The organism is Synechococcus sp. R5-13, from assembly GCF_047462015.1.
In the GTDB taxonomy this organism is placed as follows: domain Bacteria; phylum Cyanobacteriota; class Cyanobacteriia; order Thermostichales; family Thermostichaceae; genus Thermostichus.
This window is the reverse complement of the sequence record NZ_JANSIL010000036.1, coordinates 24,167-40,112: the sequence shown is the minus strand read 5'-3', so window position 1 is coordinate 40,112 and position 15,946 is coordinate 24,167. Positions and strand designations below refer to the sequence as shown.

The window sequence follows — 15,946 nt, the reverse complement described above, 5'->3', positions numbered from 1 at the left end:
TCAAAGCGCATTCCTCCCGGCACTGACCCTACGGGTACAGTGCGGGGCTCCTGCGATTTCTAGCTGAAGCGGCCAGTTTTCCGTCCGTCCCAGAGCCATTAGGGGTGCAGCTATAGCCATTCCCAATGGCGAGGAAACCCTTGCGGATCCCAAACTCCCTCTCCCTCAGGGAGAGCGCTTAGAGTAGATCAGTGCTCTCTATGAGTTGTCTTTGTTGTTCTCGGGTGTAAGCCTGTGAGCCTTGCCGCCTCTCCCCCCGATACCGATTTAAGTAGGGATCCCCGCCCGCGGCGAGCCAGCGATTGGCGGCTGCTGCGGCTGCTCTGGCCCTACGCCCGTCGGCACCTGAAGCTACTGTTGGCCGCCTTGGCCTTTCTGCCCCCTTTGGCCTTGGCGGATGCGGTGCAGCCTCTGATCCTACAGCGGGCTCTGGATGGCCCCATTGCCCGAGCGCTGGAACGAGGTGAGGCCGGGATCCTCTCCGACCTTTGGCCCTATGTGGGGCTGTTGATCCTAACGGTGCTGGTTCGCTGGCTCTTTCAAGCCCTGGAAGGGTATGTCAGCCAAAAGCTGGGGCAATTGATGACTCGCGACATCCGCGACGATCTCTTCGCCCACATTCTGGCCTTGCCGGCTCAGTTTTTCGACCGCACCCCGGTGGGCAAGCTGATCACCCGCATCACCAACGATGTGGAAGCCCTGGGAGATGTCTTTTCCACCGGTGCCGTCGGCATCGTCAGCGACCTGTTTACCCTGGGGGTGATCGCGGTGGTCATGCTCAGCCAACGCTGGGATCTGGGCTTGCTGCTGATCTTGATCGTCCTGCCCATCAGCGCCGTTGTCCTCGAGTTGCAGCGCCGCTTTCGGGATGCCAACTTTCGCGTGCGCGAAGAACTCTCCAAGCTGAACTCCTGGATCCAGGAGAACATCTTGGGCATTGTCGTTGTGCAACTGTTTCGCCGGGAGCGGCTCAATAGCGAGATTTTTCAAACCATGAACCGCCGCTACATCCAGGAAGTGGATCAAACCATCCTCTATGATTCCGCCCTTTCTGCCGTTTTGGAGTGGGTCTCTTGGCTGGCCGTGGCGGCTTTGCTCTGGGTGGGCGGGCAGCAGGTGATGTCAGCCGGTAGGGGCTCACTTGGAGGGGGATGGACGGGATCCCTGCCCCTGCCCAGGGAACCCCTCACCTTCGGTAGCCTCTACGCCTTTATTCTCTTTTCGCAACGGTTTTTCAACCCGCTGCGGCAGTTGGCGGAAAAGTTCACCGCCCTGCAGGCGGGGTTCACCGCCGTCGAGCGCATCGATGCCATCCTCAGCCTGCCGGTCGCCATCCGGGATCCCGCTCAGCCCCGCCACTTGCCCCCCAATGCCAGAGGAGAGGTGCAGTTCGAGCACGTCTGGTTTGCCTACAACCCCGGGGAGTGGGTGCTCAAAGACCTCACCTTCACCATCCGCCCCGGAGAAAAAGTGGCCCTGGTGGGGCCCACGGGAGCCGGGAAAAGCTCCATCATTCGCTTGCTCTGCCGTCTCTACGACGTAACCCAGGGATCTATTCGCATTGACGGCGTTGATATTCGGGATCTCCCCCAGGCTGAGCTGCACCGCCACCTAGGGGTAATCCTGCAGGATGGATTTTTGTTTTCCGGGGATATCCAGCAAAACATCACCCTAGGAGAGAAGGCAGATCTAGCGGCAGTGGAGCAGGTCGCCCGCCAACTCAACCTGCATGACTTCCTCCGCAATTTGCCCCAAGGCTACGCCACCCCTGTGCGAGAGCGGGGCAGCAACCTCTCCAGCGGCCAGAAACAGCTTATCAGCTTTGTGCGGGCCATGTGGCGGGATCCCAAAATCTTGGTTTTGGACGAAGCCACCGCCAGCCTGGATGTGGGCACCGAAGCCCTCCTGCAATCCGCTCTAGACACCCTGCTGCGGGATCGCACCGCCCTGATCATCGCCCACCGCCTTTCCACCATCCGCGATGTGGATCGCATCTTGGTTCTGCAGCGGGGGGAACTCAAAGAGCAGGGATCCCATGCCGAGCTCATGGCCCTCAGCGGGCTCTATGCCAGCCTCTATCGGCTGCAAGATCTGGGCGGCTAGCAGGGTGCTTCTGCCCAACCGTCAGCGACTGGCGCCAAAGCGAGACCGAATTGCCTTTAGGGTGGTGAAGCTGGCATCCGCGAACGCGATGCGAGCCTTGCAGAGTAACAGATTGCCGTTATCCACGGCAGTGTCTCTCAAGCTGGCCAAACCATCGCCGGCCTGCACCAGGGCACGGCGGCCCCAGCTAGAGAAATTTTTGCTGAGGGTGTTGATCAAGCGTTCCATAGGGATTGGACATTCCGCTCCTTGTCTTCCACCTAGCCTACTCCCCCAGCCGCAGGTATCCACAGAGGGCCATCAAGAAAATTGTTTGTTACAGATTGTTAAAAACTTGCCGTCAAGCCGGCAGACTGGCTATGATAGGCCCCAAGTTTGGCAAGCAATTCAAAGAAAGCGGTTAGCCATGAATCATCGGCCAGAGGTAGTGGAAGGCACAGAGTCCAAGCAGAAGGTGACCCTGTATCTCTCACCTGAGCTGCACCGGAATCTGAAGATTCGGGCTGCCGTGGAGCGGGAGCCGATGTCGGTAGTGGCAGAGAAGGCCATTACCTTCTATCTGCTTCACCCAGAGGTCATTGAAGGGGTACAAGGTAGCGCCTATCGTGTCCATCAATGTCCCAAGTGTAGTCACCCATTTGTTATCCGCGATGGAGAGGTGGTTTCCCTGCACCAGACATCGGCTGCCGAAGCCATCCTTGAAGAGGTGGAGCCAGAATACTGGGGATCGGCTGCTGGCTCGGAAGAGCAACGGCAGGATGCTCTGGTACCCTGCTAGAACGCTCCCAAGCAGGCCCCCTTCAGGAACTTGAGCTGATAGGAGCAGACAGCAACACAGAAAGCTTCTAAAATCCTCTCAAAATCCATCCAACAAGGGCGTACTCCCAAGTGCAATCCAATACCTAGGCAACTCGAACCCCATTTTTCAACCGTTCTGGCGGCTCCTGAAATTTCCCCTCTGCAGTTGGTGTTTCCCATGCAAGAGCTAAGCATCCTCATTCAAGCTCAATACCCACTGCTGTACCTGCTGACTCCAGAGGAGGAACGGGCAGAAGCGGCTCTGGCAGCAATTGCCCGCACCCTTAAGCCTCAGCGTCGCCTATTCATTTGGACAGTTACCCACGGCATCGTCGAATACGGCAACCCCCGCAGCCTCACCCAGCACAACACCCAATCCCCCCAGCCCGCCATCCAGTGGGTAATGGAGCAAAAGGATCCCGCCATCTGCGTCTTCAAAGACCTACATGACTTCTTGGACAACACCGAGGTGAAGCGCTGGCTGCGGGATGCTATTGCCAGCCTGAAGGGATCCCACAAAACCATCCTGCTCATGTCGCCGGTGCAGGTGATCCCGGTCGAGCTGGAGAAAGACATTTGCGTAGTGGACTTCCCCCTGCCGGACATGGCCACATTGGAGCGCGCCCTCAACCGCCAGCTGGAGCAGATCCCGCGCTCCCTGCCTTTGGCTCCTGATACCCGCGAAAAGTTGCTCAAGGCGGCCCTGGGCCTAACGCAGGACGAGGCAGAAAAAGTCTACCGCAAGGCTGTGGTGATGCATGGTCGCCTCACCGAGGCAGAAGTAGACATCATCCTCTCTGAGAAGAAGCAACTGATCCGGCGCAACGGCATTCTCGAGTTTATCGAAGAGGACGAGACCATCGACGCCGTTGGCGGTCTGGAAGAGCTGAAGCGCTGGCTGCTGCAACGTTCTGAGGCCTTCACTGAGCGGGCCCGCGCCTATGGACTGCCCCAACCCAAGGGTATGCTGATCCTGGGCGTGCCTGGCTGCGGTAAGTCGCTGATCGCCAAGACCACTGCCCGTCTCTGGGGCCTGCCCCTGCTGCGTCTGGACATGGGCCGCGTTTATGATGGCTCCATGGTGGGCAAATCGGAAGCGAATCTGCGCAGTGCCCTGCGAACTGCTGAATCTCTCGCCCCTGCCATCCTTTTCATCGACGAGCTGGACAAAGCCTTTGCTGGATCAGCAGGCTCCAGCGATTCTGACGGGGGCACCTCCAGCCGCATCTTTGGCTCTTTCCTAACCTGGATGCAGGAGAAGCGCTCGCCGGTCTTTGTCATGGCCACCGCCAACCGTGTGGACCGTCTGCCGGGCGAATTCTTGCGCAAGGGCCGTTTTGACGAAATCTTCTTCGTGGACTTGCCCAACATCAACGAGCGCATCGAGATCTTTCGGATCCACCTGCGGAAGCGGCGGCGCGATATCAGCCGCTTTGACCTGCGCCAGTTGGCTGCAGCCTGTGAAGGCTTCTCCGGCGCAGAGATCGAACAAGTTTTGATTGCTGCCATGTACGAAGCGTTTGCCCAGAACCGTGAGTTTACCCAGCTGGACATTCTGGCAGCAACGAAAGCAACTCAACCGCTATCTCGCACCATGACGGAGCAAGTGGTAGCGTTGAGGGAATGGGCCCAGCAGCGGGCTCGGCCTGCAGCGGCCTCTGTAGCCGAGTACCAGCGGCTGGAGTTCTAGGAGGAGGTGAGGATCCAAAGCTACCTTGACAGAAGCAGGGACGGCAGGGCCCAAACCTTCCCCAAAGAACAGTGCCCATTGTTTGTGTCGATGTTCCAACCCCTATACAAAGGAGAGAAACACCATGTCTCATTTTAGCACCCTGCGTACCAAAATCACTGACGGTCAAGTCCTGATCAACTCTCTGCGCGATCTCGGCTACACCGTTAAGCTGAACGCCGACGTGCGTGGCTACAACGGCCAGCGTGTTCGCGCTGACATCGTGGCTCAGTTGGAAGGCGACTACGACCTGGGCTGGTCGAAGAATCCCGACGGTTCCTACGACCTGATCGCCGATCTGTGGGGCGTGGCCAAGAAGCACAACCAAACCGAGTTGATCAACTCCATCAACCAAAAGTACGCCGTCAACAAGACCTTGGCCGAGGTGAAGCGTCCTGGCCTGAACAACGCCAACGTTAAAGTGGTGGTGCACTAAGCCGGATCCTGTCTCGCCATCGCTGCAGCGATCTACACCGACTAAAGTTAGGAGGGGCTGAATCCAGCCCCTACTTTTTGGCTTGGTTTTTGGATTGGAGGGGCTGCGACCCGAAGGAGGAACCTACGCTTCTGTGAGAGCGGCAATGCCGGGCAGCACTTTGCCTTCCAATAGCTCCAAGCTGGCCCCGCCGCCGGTGGAGATGTGGGTCATCTTGTCAGCGAGGCCAACTTTCTCGACAGCTGCCACCGAGTCTCCCCCGCCGATGATGGTGGTGGCTCCCGCTTGAGTGAGATCGGCCAGGGTGCGGGCGATGGCTTCTGTGCCCACGGCAAAGCGGTCAAACTCAAAGACGCCCATCGGCCCGTTCCAGACCACGGTTTGGCACCCCTGCAGGGCAGCCTGGAAGGCTTTGATCGATTCCGGGCCGATGTCCAAGCCCATCCAATCCTCGGGGATGGCGTGGATGGAAACGGTCTGGGCCTGGGCATCTTTGTCAAACCTATCGGCTACCACCACATCCACCGGCAGCAGCAGCTCCACCCCCCGCTCTTTGGCTTTTTCCATCAGGGAGCGGGCCAGATCCAGCTTGTCGGTTTCCACCAAAGACTTGCCGGTTTGGATCCCTTGGGCTTGGTAAAAGGTAAAGATCATGCCGCCGCCCAGCAGGAGCTTGTCCACTTTTTCCAGGAGCCGCTCAATGACGCCGATCTTAGTGGAGACTTTGGAGCCGCCGATGATGGCCGCCAAGGGGCGCCGCGGATTCTCGATGGCGCCCGAAAGAAACTGCAGCTCCTTTTCCACCAGGTAGCCGGCCACAGCAGGCTGGAGGTAGGCGGTGACGCCAGCAGTGGAGGCGTGGGCGCGGTGGGCACTGCCAAAGGCGTCGTTGACAAACAGGTCGGCCAGTGAGGCCAGCTTGCGGGCAAATTCCGGGTCGTTGTCCTCCTCTTCTGGGTAGAAGCGGACGTTTTCCAGCAGGGCCACCTGGCCGTTTTCCAGGCGGTTCACTACCGCCTCGGCCTCAGGGCCGATGCAGTCGGGGGCAAAGGCAACCGGCTGGCCCAGCAATTGAGAAAGACGGGTGGCTACGGGGGCCAGGCTATTGCCCTCGCGAGCGATCTTAACCGCGCCTGTCTCTTTGTCTTTTTTGACGGGGCGGCCCAGGTGGCTGGTGAGGATCACTTTGGCGCCTGCCTGGGTGAGGGCCTGGATGGTGGGCAGGGAGGCGCGAATGCGGGTGTCGTCGGTGATGTTGCCCTGGGCGTCCAAGGGGACGTTGAAGTCGGCGCGCACCAGCACGCGCTTGCCGTTTAAATCAAAGCCAGATGACAGCAGGGATCCCAGTGTTTGTTTGGCCATCGTTGTCTTTCCCCCCGGACTGCGGAAAATCTTTACTTTTTCTTCCGTATGTATCCTACCAGCGATTGGGATCCCGGCAGCGAGACCGATGGGCTTCGGGATCCCCTTGTTCCGCTGCTTTTGCTGGGTCGGCCTTCCGTCTGCCCCTTGGCCCCGGCAATTGTAACGGTTTGCAAATAGAATAAAAATGTTGCTTTGTCGTTACCCTCATGCGTGTTGCCATTGCTGGTGGCGGGCTGGCCGGGCTGGCCTGTGCCAAGTATCTCTGCGATGCCGGGCATCAACCGCTCCTCTTTGAGCGGCGGGATGTTTTGGGTGGCCTGGTGGCTGCCTGGAAAGATGCCGATGGCGACTGGGTGGAGACGGGGCTGCACAACTTTTTTGGCGCCTACCCCAACACGTTGCAGCTGTTCCGGGAGCTGGGCATCTCCGATCGCCTGCAGTGGAAGGAACACAGCTTGATTTTCAACCAGCCGGACAAGCCGGGCACCTATTCCCGCTTTGACCTGCCGGATATTCCCGCTCCTTTCAACGCCATTGTCGGCATCTTGCGCAACAACGACATGCTCACCTGGGGGGAAAAGGTGAAGTTTGCCCTGGGGCTGGTGCCGGCCATGATTCGCGGCCAGCGCTATGTGGAGCAGATGGATCGCTATAGCCTCTTGGAATGGCTGCGGCGGCAGGGTATTGACGAGCGGGTCAACACCGATATTTTCATTGCCGTCTCCAAGGCCCTGGCCTTCATCAACCCGGAGGAGATCTCGGCCATGGTGCCCCTGACGGCCTTGAACCGCTTTTTGCAGCAAAAAGATGGCTCTAGGATTGCCTACCTAGACGGCGCTCCCCCAGAGCGGCTCTGCCAGCCGATGGTGGACTACATTGTCGCCCGTGGGGGGGAAGTGCATTTGAAGGCGGCGTTGCAGGACATTCGTCTCAACCTCGATAACAGCGTGGCCGGGTTTTGCTTAGCCACCCCCTCTGGGCCGGTGGAGGTGACTGCCGATGCCTATGTCTCGGCCCTTTCGGTGGACGCGCTCAAGGAGCTGCTGCCGGCGCAGTGGTGGGGGATCCCCTTTTTCCAAAAGCTGCGTGAACTGGAGGGGGTGCCAGTAATTAGCCTGCAGATCTGGTTTGACCGCAAGATTACTCACATCGATCACTCCTTGTTTTCCCGCTCGCCGCTATTGAGCGTGTATGCCGACATGAGCAACACCTGCCGGGCCTATGCCGATCCGGAGCGGTCCATGTTGGAGCTGGTGCTGGCTCCGGCTGCCGAGTGGATTGATCGCGGCGATGAGGAGATCTTTGCCGCCACGCTGGAGGAACTGAAAAAACTCTTTCCCCAGCACCTTACCGGCCCCAACCCCGCCCGCGTGCGCAAGTGGGTGGTGGTGAAAACGCCGCGCTCGGTCTACAAGGCTACCCCTGGCAGACAGCAGTATCGCCCCACTCAAGTTACCCCTATTCCCAACTTCTTCTTGGCGGGCAGCTACACCCTACAGCCCTTCCTGGGCAGCATGGAGGGGGCCATCCTCTCCGGCAAGTGGGCGGCGGAGGCCATCAACAAGGGGATCCCATTTCAACGCGCTTCTGTCTCGGCCTCAACTCTGGCAGCTGCGGGGGTCTAGCTCTCCGCCGTCCGCCTCCTATGCCTTTTGAATCTTTCTTTTCCCTACAACCTCTTCTAGGCTATCCGCGGCGTCCGCTTTCCCGTAGTGTTGATATGTGCCCTCGCCGTTTCCCTTCCTTCTCTATCCTGGCCCTGCGCCCCTGGAGATCAGCCAGATGAGTCCGCTTGAGCAATCTTTTGCCCTCTGTCGCCAGATTACGGCCAAGCACGCTAAGACTTTCTACCTGGGATCCCTGCTCTTGCCCCGACCCAAACGGCGGGCCATCTGGGCGATCTATGCTTGGCTGCGGCAAACGGACGAGTTGTTGGATGGGCTAGAGGCCAGCCAGTCAGAGGTGGAGGTCACCCGCAGCAAGTTGGAGCAGTGGGGATCCCATCTGGAGTCGCTCTTCCAGGGAGGCGAGCCGCAAGTCCCCACGGACCTCGCTTTGATCCACACCATCCGCACCTACCGCCTTTCCATCGAGCCGTTTCGCGAGATGCTGCGGGGGCAGAGCATGGACTTGGATACGCGGCGCTACGCCACCTGGGAGGATCTGCGGGTCTACTGCTACCGCGTGGCCGGGGTAGTGGGCCTGATGTGCTCGGAGATCATGGGGTTTGTGCCGGGCCGGGATGGCCGCGAGGAGGCGGTGGCGCTGGGGATCGCCATGCAACTAACCAACATCTTGCGGGATGTGGGAGAGGACGCCCGCCGCGGGCGGATCTACATCCCCCTGGAAGATCTGCGCCGCTTCAACTACTCCGAGCGGGACCTGTTTAACTATGTTATTGACGAGCGCTGGATGGCTTTGATGGACTATGAGATCCGGCGGGCTAGAGAGCTCTATGCCCAAGCGGAACGGGGGATCCCTACCCTGCAGCCGGACTCCCGCTGGCCGGTAGCCGCTTCCTTGATGCTCTACCGGCAGATTCTCAACGCCATCGAGCGCAACCACTACCAGGTTTTTCGCACCCGCGCTTACGTGTCCACTCTCAGCAAGGCATTGGCGCTGCCGGTGGCCTGGTGGCGGTCGCGGCGCTCCAACTACTACGGTTACTAGTAGGGAGCAGCAAGCAGTTCCCCACGGCCGCGGCAGCAGAAAACAAGAAGACCTCTTATACAGCGAAGAAAACCTATGGTAAGCCGTGCCCTGACCCTACCCTATCAGCGAATCTGGGAAGACAGTTTAACCATCTTCTGGCGCGACTGGCTGGATCTGCGGGGGCGAGTTTGGCAGGTGGTGGCCTCGGGGCTGGTGGCTCCCCTCATCTACATTGTTGCCTTTGGGGTGGGCCTAGGGGGATCCCTGCGGGCCGAAGCTTTGGCCGAGGTGGCCGGATCCACGGCGGCAGGTTCTTATTTGCGCTTTATCTTGCCGGGGATGGTGGCTCTTTCAGCCATGACCATCAGCTTTGCCGGCACCACCTTCTCCATTTGTGGATCGCGGCTATTTACCAAGAGCTTTGAAGAGCTGCTGCTGTTGCCGGTGCACCCCTTGTCTTTGCATCTGGGCAAGGTGCTGGCGGGCATTGCCCGCGGCCTGCTGACGGCCTTGGGGGTGTTGGCGGTGGGGGTGCTGGGTACGGGGGCCTGGGGCCTGCTTCACCCCTTGTCGCTGTTGGTTCTACTTTTGGATTGCGCCGTCTTTGCCGGCATTGGGGTAATTGCTGGCTTGAAGGTGCCCAGCCTGGAGAGTGTGGGCGTGCTCACCAACTTTTTGATTACGCCCATGTCTTTCCTAGGGGCCACCTTTTTCGATCCCGCCCAGTTGCCGACCTACCTGCAGGTGCTGGTCTATTGCCTGCCCCTTTCCTACGCCAGCATTGGCATGCGGGCAGCCGCCTACCAGCCGCTTGCGGAGTTTCCCTGGTACACGGTGGGAGTTTTGGGCGGCTTGGCGGTAATCCTGGCTTTTGTGGGAGCTTATCTGTTTTCCCACCAGCAGGACTAGCTGCCCTTGCCAAATACTTCTGGGTAGCGAGCCAGCTGCTCTTGCAAATCTTGGTTGTAGCGCAGAACAAGCACGCGGTAGCCCCGTCCCTGCAGCTGCGAGCGCAGTTGGCGATCCCGTTCCGCTTGGGCAGGCTGGTCGTGGACTGGGCCATCGCAGAAGATGCAGATGTTGGGGCTGTAGAAGAAGTCAACGACGCAGTCGGGATCGGCAATGGCTTTCTGGGCATCCTCAGGCAGCCGATACCCTCCTGCTGCCAGCGTTTCGAGAAAGCGGCGCTCCAGTTCAGAGCGAGGGTCCAGGAGCTGGCGCAGCCACTCCAGGTGCTCTTGGCGGGAGCGACCCAGGGAGCGCAGCTCGGTGCGGCTGTTGGCCAGCAGGCCCAAAAGATCCCGGATCTGATAGCGGTCAAGCTGCAGCGCTTCCCGTTGGTTGGCATAGCTGAGCAGGCATTCGTAGCAGGCTGCTCGGCATTCGGGCCGCAGGTCTTGGATCCCGGCCTCTGAAAGCTGGAAGTGACAGATCTCCAGCGCCACTTGGGCCACTTCCGCTAGAGCCTGGGGCTCTTCCACCAGGCGCCGCAGGACGCCAGCGCCCCCTTCTGCTGTTTCGTAGAAGAGCATGGCCTGATGGGATCCCTGGCCGATGCACTCGGCGGCCAGCTCTGTCTCTTCTAGCTCAAAGGTCTCTTCGATCCCTCGCTTGAGGGCATAGCGCAGGGTGGTCTCCAGGGCCTGCGGATTCTCCACCCCTGGCTGAACCAGGCGCACCAGCAACAGGTTTTGGGTACTGCGCACCGCCAGGCGAATGGACTGCAGGGGGACTGGGTTGGACGAGCCTGCCCTGTTCCGCTCAAGCTGATCTCGCGAGGGAACTTCCCCATTTTCAAAGTTGACCAAAAAGCCGCGCCCTCCACTTCCCCGCCAGCCGTGGTTGATGCGTAGCAGGGTGGCCGCCGGGGCATAGCGCAACTGCAGCAGGGGAGTTTGTCCGCTCAGCACATCAGCTTCTTGGACGCGGTAGCCAGAGCTTTCGGGAGCAAACTGGAAGAAGGTCTGCAGCTCGTAGCCTTGCCGCCGCCGCTCCTCTTCGTCAGCTGTGATGCGATCCCGCCGCCGCATGCGCACATTGGGCATTTCCAGAAGCTGGGTAAAGAGGCTGTTTTGCCCATCGAACTGGGTGCCGCAGACGGGGCAGCAATCCAGGTGGGGATCGGCAAAGGCCCCACAGCTAAAACAGAGCTTGTGGCTACTTTTGCGCTCCTCCAGGCCGCCGGGCGGAGCCTGAAACGCCACTGCTTCCCACTGGCAGCCCTCATGGTAGAGGAAGTTGTGGGGAGCAAACTCGCGGATAGCCAAAAAGCGAGGCCGGGCGATGAACTCGCCCTCGCTGCCGCGGGGCACCCAGGCCCGCACCGGCAAGGCAGGGAAGTTGTAGCCGGGCAAGAAGCCTTCGCTAGCCAAATAGCGGTAGGGATAGAAGTCGCTTTCCTCCCGCTGGGTTCCAATCTGCAGCAGCAAGTTGCGCTGGCGCAGGGCTTCTTGCTGGCGGCGCTCGGCTTCCTGTTGGTCTTTCTTTTGGCGAGTCGTCTGGAGCTGGCGGTTAGCGGCTTCCAACTGCTGCGTGGCAGCCCGATAGAGCTCTCGCCAGCGATCGAAAGCTCGGTCAAAAGCCTGGGGTGCCTCTTCAATGACCTGCTGAAGCCAGCGCTCGCTAAACCAGCCGCTTTTATCTAGGAGTTGGCGATCGGCGGCCAGCAGCTTCTGCACCTGCTCCTTCACTTGTTGGCGGGCAGACTCCTCAAGTTGGATTTGCTGGGCCACTGTCTCCCTGAGGGGCAGCTCTTCCCGATCCGCGTCGATGACGGTTTCAATGGAATTGCCTAGGGGCAGGCGCACCTGAGCCAACCAAACGGCGTGGATGTGAGCGCGCAGCAGCGATTCGTTGGCTAGATCCAGGCGGGGAGGGCGCACGCGACCGGCCACCATCTCGGGGCGGCGGCGGAAGTAGTACTGGTCGTGGCTATTGAAAGCCCCGCAATAGGTGATGATGAGTCCCGGCTGCCCCTGGCGGCCTGCCCGACCGCTGCGCTGGGCGTAGTTGGCGGGTGTGGGGGGCACGTTGCGCAGATGCACCAGATCCAAATCGGCAATATCGACCCCCAGCTCCAGGGTGGGCGAGCAGATTAGGTAGGGAAGGCGGCGATCCCTCTCCTCGCCGCGAAAGCGCTTTTCTCGCCGCTCCCGCTCTCCTGGCCGAACCACTTGGGCAGTGTGCTCCCTAGCCTCCAGGGATCCCAGCCCTGCTGCCCCGGCCTGGTAGAGGCGCTGGAAAAAGAGATTAACGGGGCGGCGGGCAGAGGAGTAGCCGCTCTGCTCGGCCCGGCGGGAATACAGAGGATCTGGCGGCGGCGAGCCATTGCCCAGGCACCAGCGCAGACAGCCAGCGTTGAGCTGGTAGGCTTCCTGGCCATTCTCCGAGTGGCGCCGCAGCAGGTCGTAGCTAACTAGGAGAGAAAGCAGGGACTCTAAAAACCTGTCGTAGGCTTCTTGGTTCAGATCAAGGCGCCTGCGGAGGAAGCGACCAATGGTGCTGCGGGGGCCCAGGCTGAGCATTTGCCCGTTTTCCCGGGAAGGGTTCTGGCGCACAAAGAAGCGAGCCGTCCGCAACTCCTCATGCTCTTCCAGGCCCCAAAACTCATTGAGATATTGCTGGGCGCGCCGGCGCAGCCTTCTCTGGGGCTCTGCCTTGAGCACGGGCACATCGATGGCCAATTGGCGCCGAAACTGATCCAACAGAGCCCGCAGCAGTTGCTCTTGCTCGTCAGGGCTGGCTTGGGCAAACCAGGGGTGAAGGGAAGCCAGGGCTGAATTTTGGCAGAGCTCCCCGAGGCCGCGGTACTCGATTTTCAGCAGGCCCACCTGTTCCAAGTTGGGGTGGGTAACCCGCCAGCCGCGCCGCAGATCTTCATAGAGCCGGTATTCGGTTAGCTCGCTAAAGGTCTGCCACACTTCCTCGGCACTGGGCGAGTCGGGATCCAAAGCCGGGTTTTGGGCAATGTCGGCAAGCTCCAGGCCAGAAGCCCGCACCACTTCCTGGGCCACCTCGTCAAAGCCCAGCTCTTTTTTCTTGAGGAGGGCAGCATAGAGCGAGGCCCGCAGAAGGGCCACATGCACAAAATCGTTGAAGTGGCCGGCCTGCAGGGAGGCGTCCTGGCGGTTGTCGGTAAAAGTCAGCAGCTTGCTGCAAGCGGCCTGGGTTTGCTCGGCATGGCGCAGCAGAGAAGTGGCCAGAATGGTGGTGGCGCTGGAGCGGCCTTCGCTGGAGAGGGAAGCCAGCTTGGCGAACTCCCGCTCCCGCTCACTGTAGTACTCGCCGCAAGCTAGGCAAAGAGAAAAGGGCTGGGGCTGCCACCACATCTTCTGCGCCTCCGCCTGGGGGTACTCGGAAAAGGAGCCATCCGGGCGCACCCAGACGGCTTGGGGGACGCGCTTTCCCCAGTTGGACCTGAGTCTGCCCTCAGGGGTGTACCAGTCTTCGGGGATCTGCTCCAGCGACCACTCGTTGTCAAGAGGATCCAAGCTGAGGTAGCCGGCCTGCTGGTCTTCGCCTTCCTCAACCTCTTCCCCCAGAGGATAGGGCAGGAAGTGAGTCTTTGACCTGAGGACGTGGTAGTAGTCCTGGCCACAGTGGCGGCAGAACTTGACGGGGAAAAACAGCTTTCCTTCCCCTGCTTGCACTTGTCCTTCCAGGGAAAACTGCCGCTTGTCCCGACTCTCCAGGGTGGCATAGAGGGTGCGGCCCTGGGAGATAAACTGGTGCAACTTCAAGGCCGGGCCGCGGCTAGAGCCCTCCCGCAGGCTGCTGGCGTGGGCCAGAAACTGGCGTAGGGACTCGGTGCAGCTCTCAGGGGTAGTGCTGGTCAGCTCTGCCAGTTGGGCGGCTACCTTGGAAAGCTTCCTGGGCACGCGGCGCCTGAAGCTGCCATCGGGACTTTGCTCCAGGCCCAGCTCATACTCTAGCCAGCGCATCAGGGGATGGCGGCGCAGATCGGCCTGGTTTGTAGGCCAAGGCAAGTCCAGGGCGCTCTTCAGCTCTGCCACCGTGGGTGGGCCGCCCTCGGTGAGGGGGGCCAGGGTTTCCTCAATGACGTGCTCCGGCCCAAAGGGATGGCCGAAAAAGCGGCTGGCAAAGGCAGCTACAGTCTGGCGGCGCTCCTGGGCGTCGGCTTCTGGTCGGGAGATCATGGTGGCGCTGGTGCCAATATGCACCAAGTTCTTGGCCCCACAGCGTCCTTTTAGGCGGCGAACCAGCATGGCCACATCCGCCCCTTGCCGACCCCGGTAGGTGTGCAGCTCGTCAAAGACCAGAAAGCGCAGCCCTCCCATCTCGGGATTCAAAAACCGCTGATCTTCAGGACGAACCAGGAGGAGTTCTGCCATCACATAGTTGGTGAGCAGAATTTGAGGTGGATCCCGCCGTAGCTGGTCTCGTTCGTTTTCCGAAGTTTCCCCGGTGTATCTGGCAAAGCGCACCGGAAAAGGGCGATGGTAGTTGCGCTCGTACCGCTCGCACAGGGCTTGCAAAGACTGGTATTGAGAGTTCACCAAGGCATTCATGGGGTAGACCACAATGGCCACCACCTGATGACGGGATCCCCCCTGGCGAATCCAGTTGTCAATGATGGGCAAGAAGTAGCAAAGGCTTTTGCCAGAGCCGGTGCCGCTGGTAACGACAAAACTCTTGCCTGCTAGGGCCTTGGCAACAGCTTCCTCCTGGTGGCGGTAGAGGCGGAAGGGTCTGCCATCCTCAAAGCGGAAAATGCGGGCTGTTTCTTGGGCAATGCGCCCCGCCTCGGCCAACTCGTCAACGGTTGGACCAGATACATAACTAGGGCTGAGCTGGAGGAGGGGTTCTGGCCAGAGGTGGATCCCTTCCTCTAGAGCTTGATTCACAAAGGCTTGCGCCCGTTGGTCGCCAATGAGAAAAAAGGAGCGGACAAAATCGCGATAGTCGTCCAGAACAGTGGCGTGGAGATCAAAGATGGTGGACATCGAATCTGCCCTTAAGGCCCGCTTGGTTAGCTCAAGCCTAGCTTGAAGATGCCGCAAGTGGTGTTTGAAACCGCACCCACCAAGATCTACGGCCCGCTGAACGGCAAAAAGATATCTCCGAAGTGGGATCGGCAATGCGCCAGCTTCCCCCACACCTCCAGTACCCGCCGACGGCTGCAGCGTTCTCCGAATGCAGGAACCAGAATCCCTTGCCTTTAGGCAGGGGGTATGTCAAGAGAAAACTGGTCTGCAGAAGGCCACCTCTGCCTCATGGACGAATAACCCGCAATCCTAGATGCGCCTCGTAGCCATCGAAGTCACTGTCGTGGTGGAGGAGCGGAACATTGTTCTCAATGCACCAAGTGGCAATCAAACTGTCTATTGTTTTGCGCACCGTCACGCCTTTGCGACGCAACAAGCGAAAGTTCTGCGCACTTTTCACCGCCAGAGAGGGGTTAACCATTTGCACCTGATGCAATTTCACCAGAGCACAGCGAGCCTGCTCGAAATCGGCATCTTTGCGAAAGCCCTGCAAGACTTCTGCCAAAATCAGGTCGCCCACCAGGATAAGAGTTTGATCCAGGGCCCAATCCAGATAGTCGGTGTGAAGCGATGAAATGCCGTTGAAGTAATCAATCCAGATGGTGCTGTCCACCAGGATCATCCTCAGTCCTGCAGGCACGACAGGCGTTGCTGCTGCAAATTGCCCTCCCATTTCAACTTGCCGCGTAAGTTGCGGATCTCAGCTTGCTCGTGTAGGCGAATCAGGACACGCAGCGCTTCGTGAATCACCTCGCGCTTGGTCTTGAGGCCGGTTACCTGGCGGGCACGCTCGATCAGGTCGTCATCCAGGACGATGTTGGTGCGCATGAGGAGCCACTTGTGTGTATAGAAATGCAG

Annotated in this window: 12 protein-coding genes; 7 read left to right on the top strand and 5 right to left on the bottom strand. The window is 59.9% G+C overall.

The window, feature by feature from the left end; translation table 11 throughout:
• Positions 1-234 precede the first annotated feature (234 nt).
• Positions 235-2,103, top strand: coding sequence for an ABC transporter ATP-binding protein (locus tag NW840_RS03255; protein WP_414342378.1), 1,869 nt, complete (start codon positions 235-237; stop codon positions 2,101-2,103).
• Positions 2,104-2,124: 21 nt separating this feature from the next.
• Here NW840_RS03255 and NW840_RS03250 read toward each other — a convergent pair whose 3' ends face one another.
• Positions 2,125-2,331, bottom strand: coding sequence for a hypothetical protein (locus NW840_RS03250; RefSeq protein WP_414342377.1), 207 nt, complete (start codon positions 2,329-2,331; stop codon positions 2,125-2,127).
• A gap of 178 nt (positions 2,332-2,509) precedes the next feature.
• Between NW840_RS03250 and NW840_RS03245 the strand changes: the two genes are divergently transcribed.
• The 3 genes from NW840_RS03245 (at position 2,510) to NW840_RS03235 (ending at position 5,066) form a co-directional block, all read left to right on the top strand.
• Positions 2,510-2,881 (top strand): hypothetical protein, encoded by a 372-nt coding sequence (locus NW840_RS03245; protein WP_414342376.1) that lies wholly within the window; start codon positions 2,510-2,512, stop codon positions 2,879-2,881.
• 198 nt (positions 2,882-3,079) lie between these two features.
• Positions 3,080-4,591 (top strand): AAA family ATPase, encoded by a 1,512-nt coding sequence (locus NW840_RS03240; protein WP_414342375.1) that lies wholly within the window; start codon positions 3,080-3,082, stop codon positions 4,589-4,591.
• A 124-nt stretch (positions 4,592-4,715) separates the two neighbouring features.
• The gene (locus NW840_RS03235) at positions 4,716-5,066 is read left to right on the top strand and encodes a DUF1257 domain-containing protein (protein WP_011433295.1); all 351 of its coding nucleotides are present in this window, start codon (positions 4,716-4,718) and stop codon (positions 5,064-5,066) included.
• Between the two features lie 123 nt (positions 5,067-5,189).
• On the opposite strand, the gene NW840_RS03230 is transcribed toward NW840_RS03235, so the two are convergent.
• Positions 5,190-6,428: a phosphoglycerate kinase gene (locus NW840_RS03230; RefSeq protein ID WP_414342374.1), complete on the bottom strand. Its 1,239-nt coding sequence runs from the start codon at positions 6,426-6,428 to the stop codon at positions 5,190-5,192.
• 209 nt (positions 6,429-6,637) lie between these two features.
• Between NW840_RS03230 and pds the strand changes: the two genes are divergently transcribed.
• From pds to NW840_RS03215, 3 genes are all read left to right on the top strand, one after another.
• A complete protein-coding gene (gene pds, locus NW840_RS03225) occupies positions 6,638-8,056 on the top strand; it encodes a 15-cis-phytoene desaturase (protein ID WP_414342373.1) in 1,419 nt (472 codons plus the stop codon).
• Between the two features lie 157 nt (positions 8,057-8,213).
• A complete protein-coding gene (locus NW840_RS03220) occupies positions 8,214-9,101 on the top strand; it encodes a phytoene synthase (protein WP_414342372.1) in 888 nt (295 codons plus the stop codon).
• 75 nt (positions 9,102-9,176) lie between these two features.
• A complete protein-coding gene (locus NW840_RS03215; RefSeq protein WP_414342371.1) occupies positions 9,177-9,992 on the top strand; it encodes an ABC transporter permease in 816 nt (271 codons plus the stop codon).
• On the opposite strand, the gene NW840_RS03210 is transcribed toward NW840_RS03215, so the two are convergent.
• From NW840_RS03210 to NW840_RS03200, 3 genes are all read right to left on the bottom strand, one after another.
• Positions 9,989-15,046 carry a DEAD/DEAH box helicase gene (locus NW840_RS03210; protein ID WP_414342369.1) on the bottom strand — a complete coding sequence of 1,686 codons (5,058 nt, stop codon included), beginning with the start codon at positions 15,044-15,046 and terminating at the stop codon, positions 9,989-9,991. The genes NW840_RS03215 and NW840_RS03210 overlap by 4 nt on opposite strands.
• Before the next feature lie 268 nt (positions 15,047-15,314).
• Positions 15,315-15,710, bottom strand: a complete 396-nt coding sequence (locus NW840_RS03205) for a PIN domain nuclease (protein WP_011433301.1) — start codon at positions 15,708-15,710, stop codon at positions 15,315-15,317.
• 2 nt (positions 15,711-15,712) lie between these two features.
• Entirely contained in the window at positions 15,713-15,916 is a 204-nt protein-coding gene (locus NW840_RS03200) for a type II toxin-antitoxin system VapB family antitoxin (protein WP_011433302.1), read from the bottom strand.
• Between the last annotated feature and the right edge of the window lie 30 nt (positions 15,917-15,946).

Coding starts and splice junctions, on each gene's coding strand:
- NW840_RS03235 (WP_011433295.1), top strand. CDS start 4,716: ATGTCTCATTTTAGCACCCTGCGTACCAAAATCACTGACGGTCAAGTC.
- NW840_RS03245 (WP_414342376.1), top strand. CDS start 2,510: ATGAATCATCGGCCAGAGGTAGTGGAAGGCACAGAGTCCAAGCAGAAG.
- NW840_RS03210 (WP_414342369.1), bottom strand. CDS start 15,046: ATGTCCACCATCTTTGATCTCCACGCCACTGTTCTGGACGACTATCGC.
- pds (WP_414342373.1), top strand. CDS start 6,638: ATGCGTGTTGCCATTGCTGGTGGCGGGCTGGCCGGGCTGGCCTGTGCC.
- NW840_RS03220 (WP_414342372.1), top strand. CDS start 8,214: ATGAGTCCGCTTGAGCAATCTTTTGCCCTCTGTCGCCAGATTACGGCC.
- NW840_RS03240 (WP_414342375.1), top strand. CDS start 3,080: ATGCAAGAGCTAAGCATCCTCATTCAAGCTCAATACCCACTGCTGTAC.
- NW840_RS03250 (WP_414342377.1), bottom strand. CDS start 2,331: ATGGAACGCTTGATCAACACCCTCAGCAAAAATTTCTCTAGCTGGGGC.
- NW840_RS03205 (WP_011433301.1), bottom strand. CDS start 15,710: ATGATCCTGGTGGACAGCACCATCTGGATTGATTACTTCAACGGCATT.
- NW840_RS03200 (WP_011433302.1), bottom strand. CDS start 15,916: ATGCGCACCAACATCGTCCTGGATGACGACCTGATCGAGCGTGCCCGC.
- NW840_RS03230 (WP_414342374.1), bottom strand. CDS start 6,428: ATGGCCAAACAAACACTGGGATCCCTGCTGTCATCTGGCTTTGATTTA.
- NW840_RS03215 (WP_414342371.1), top strand. CDS start 9,177: ATGGTAAGCCGTGCCCTGACCCTACCCTATCAGCGAATCTGGGAAGAC.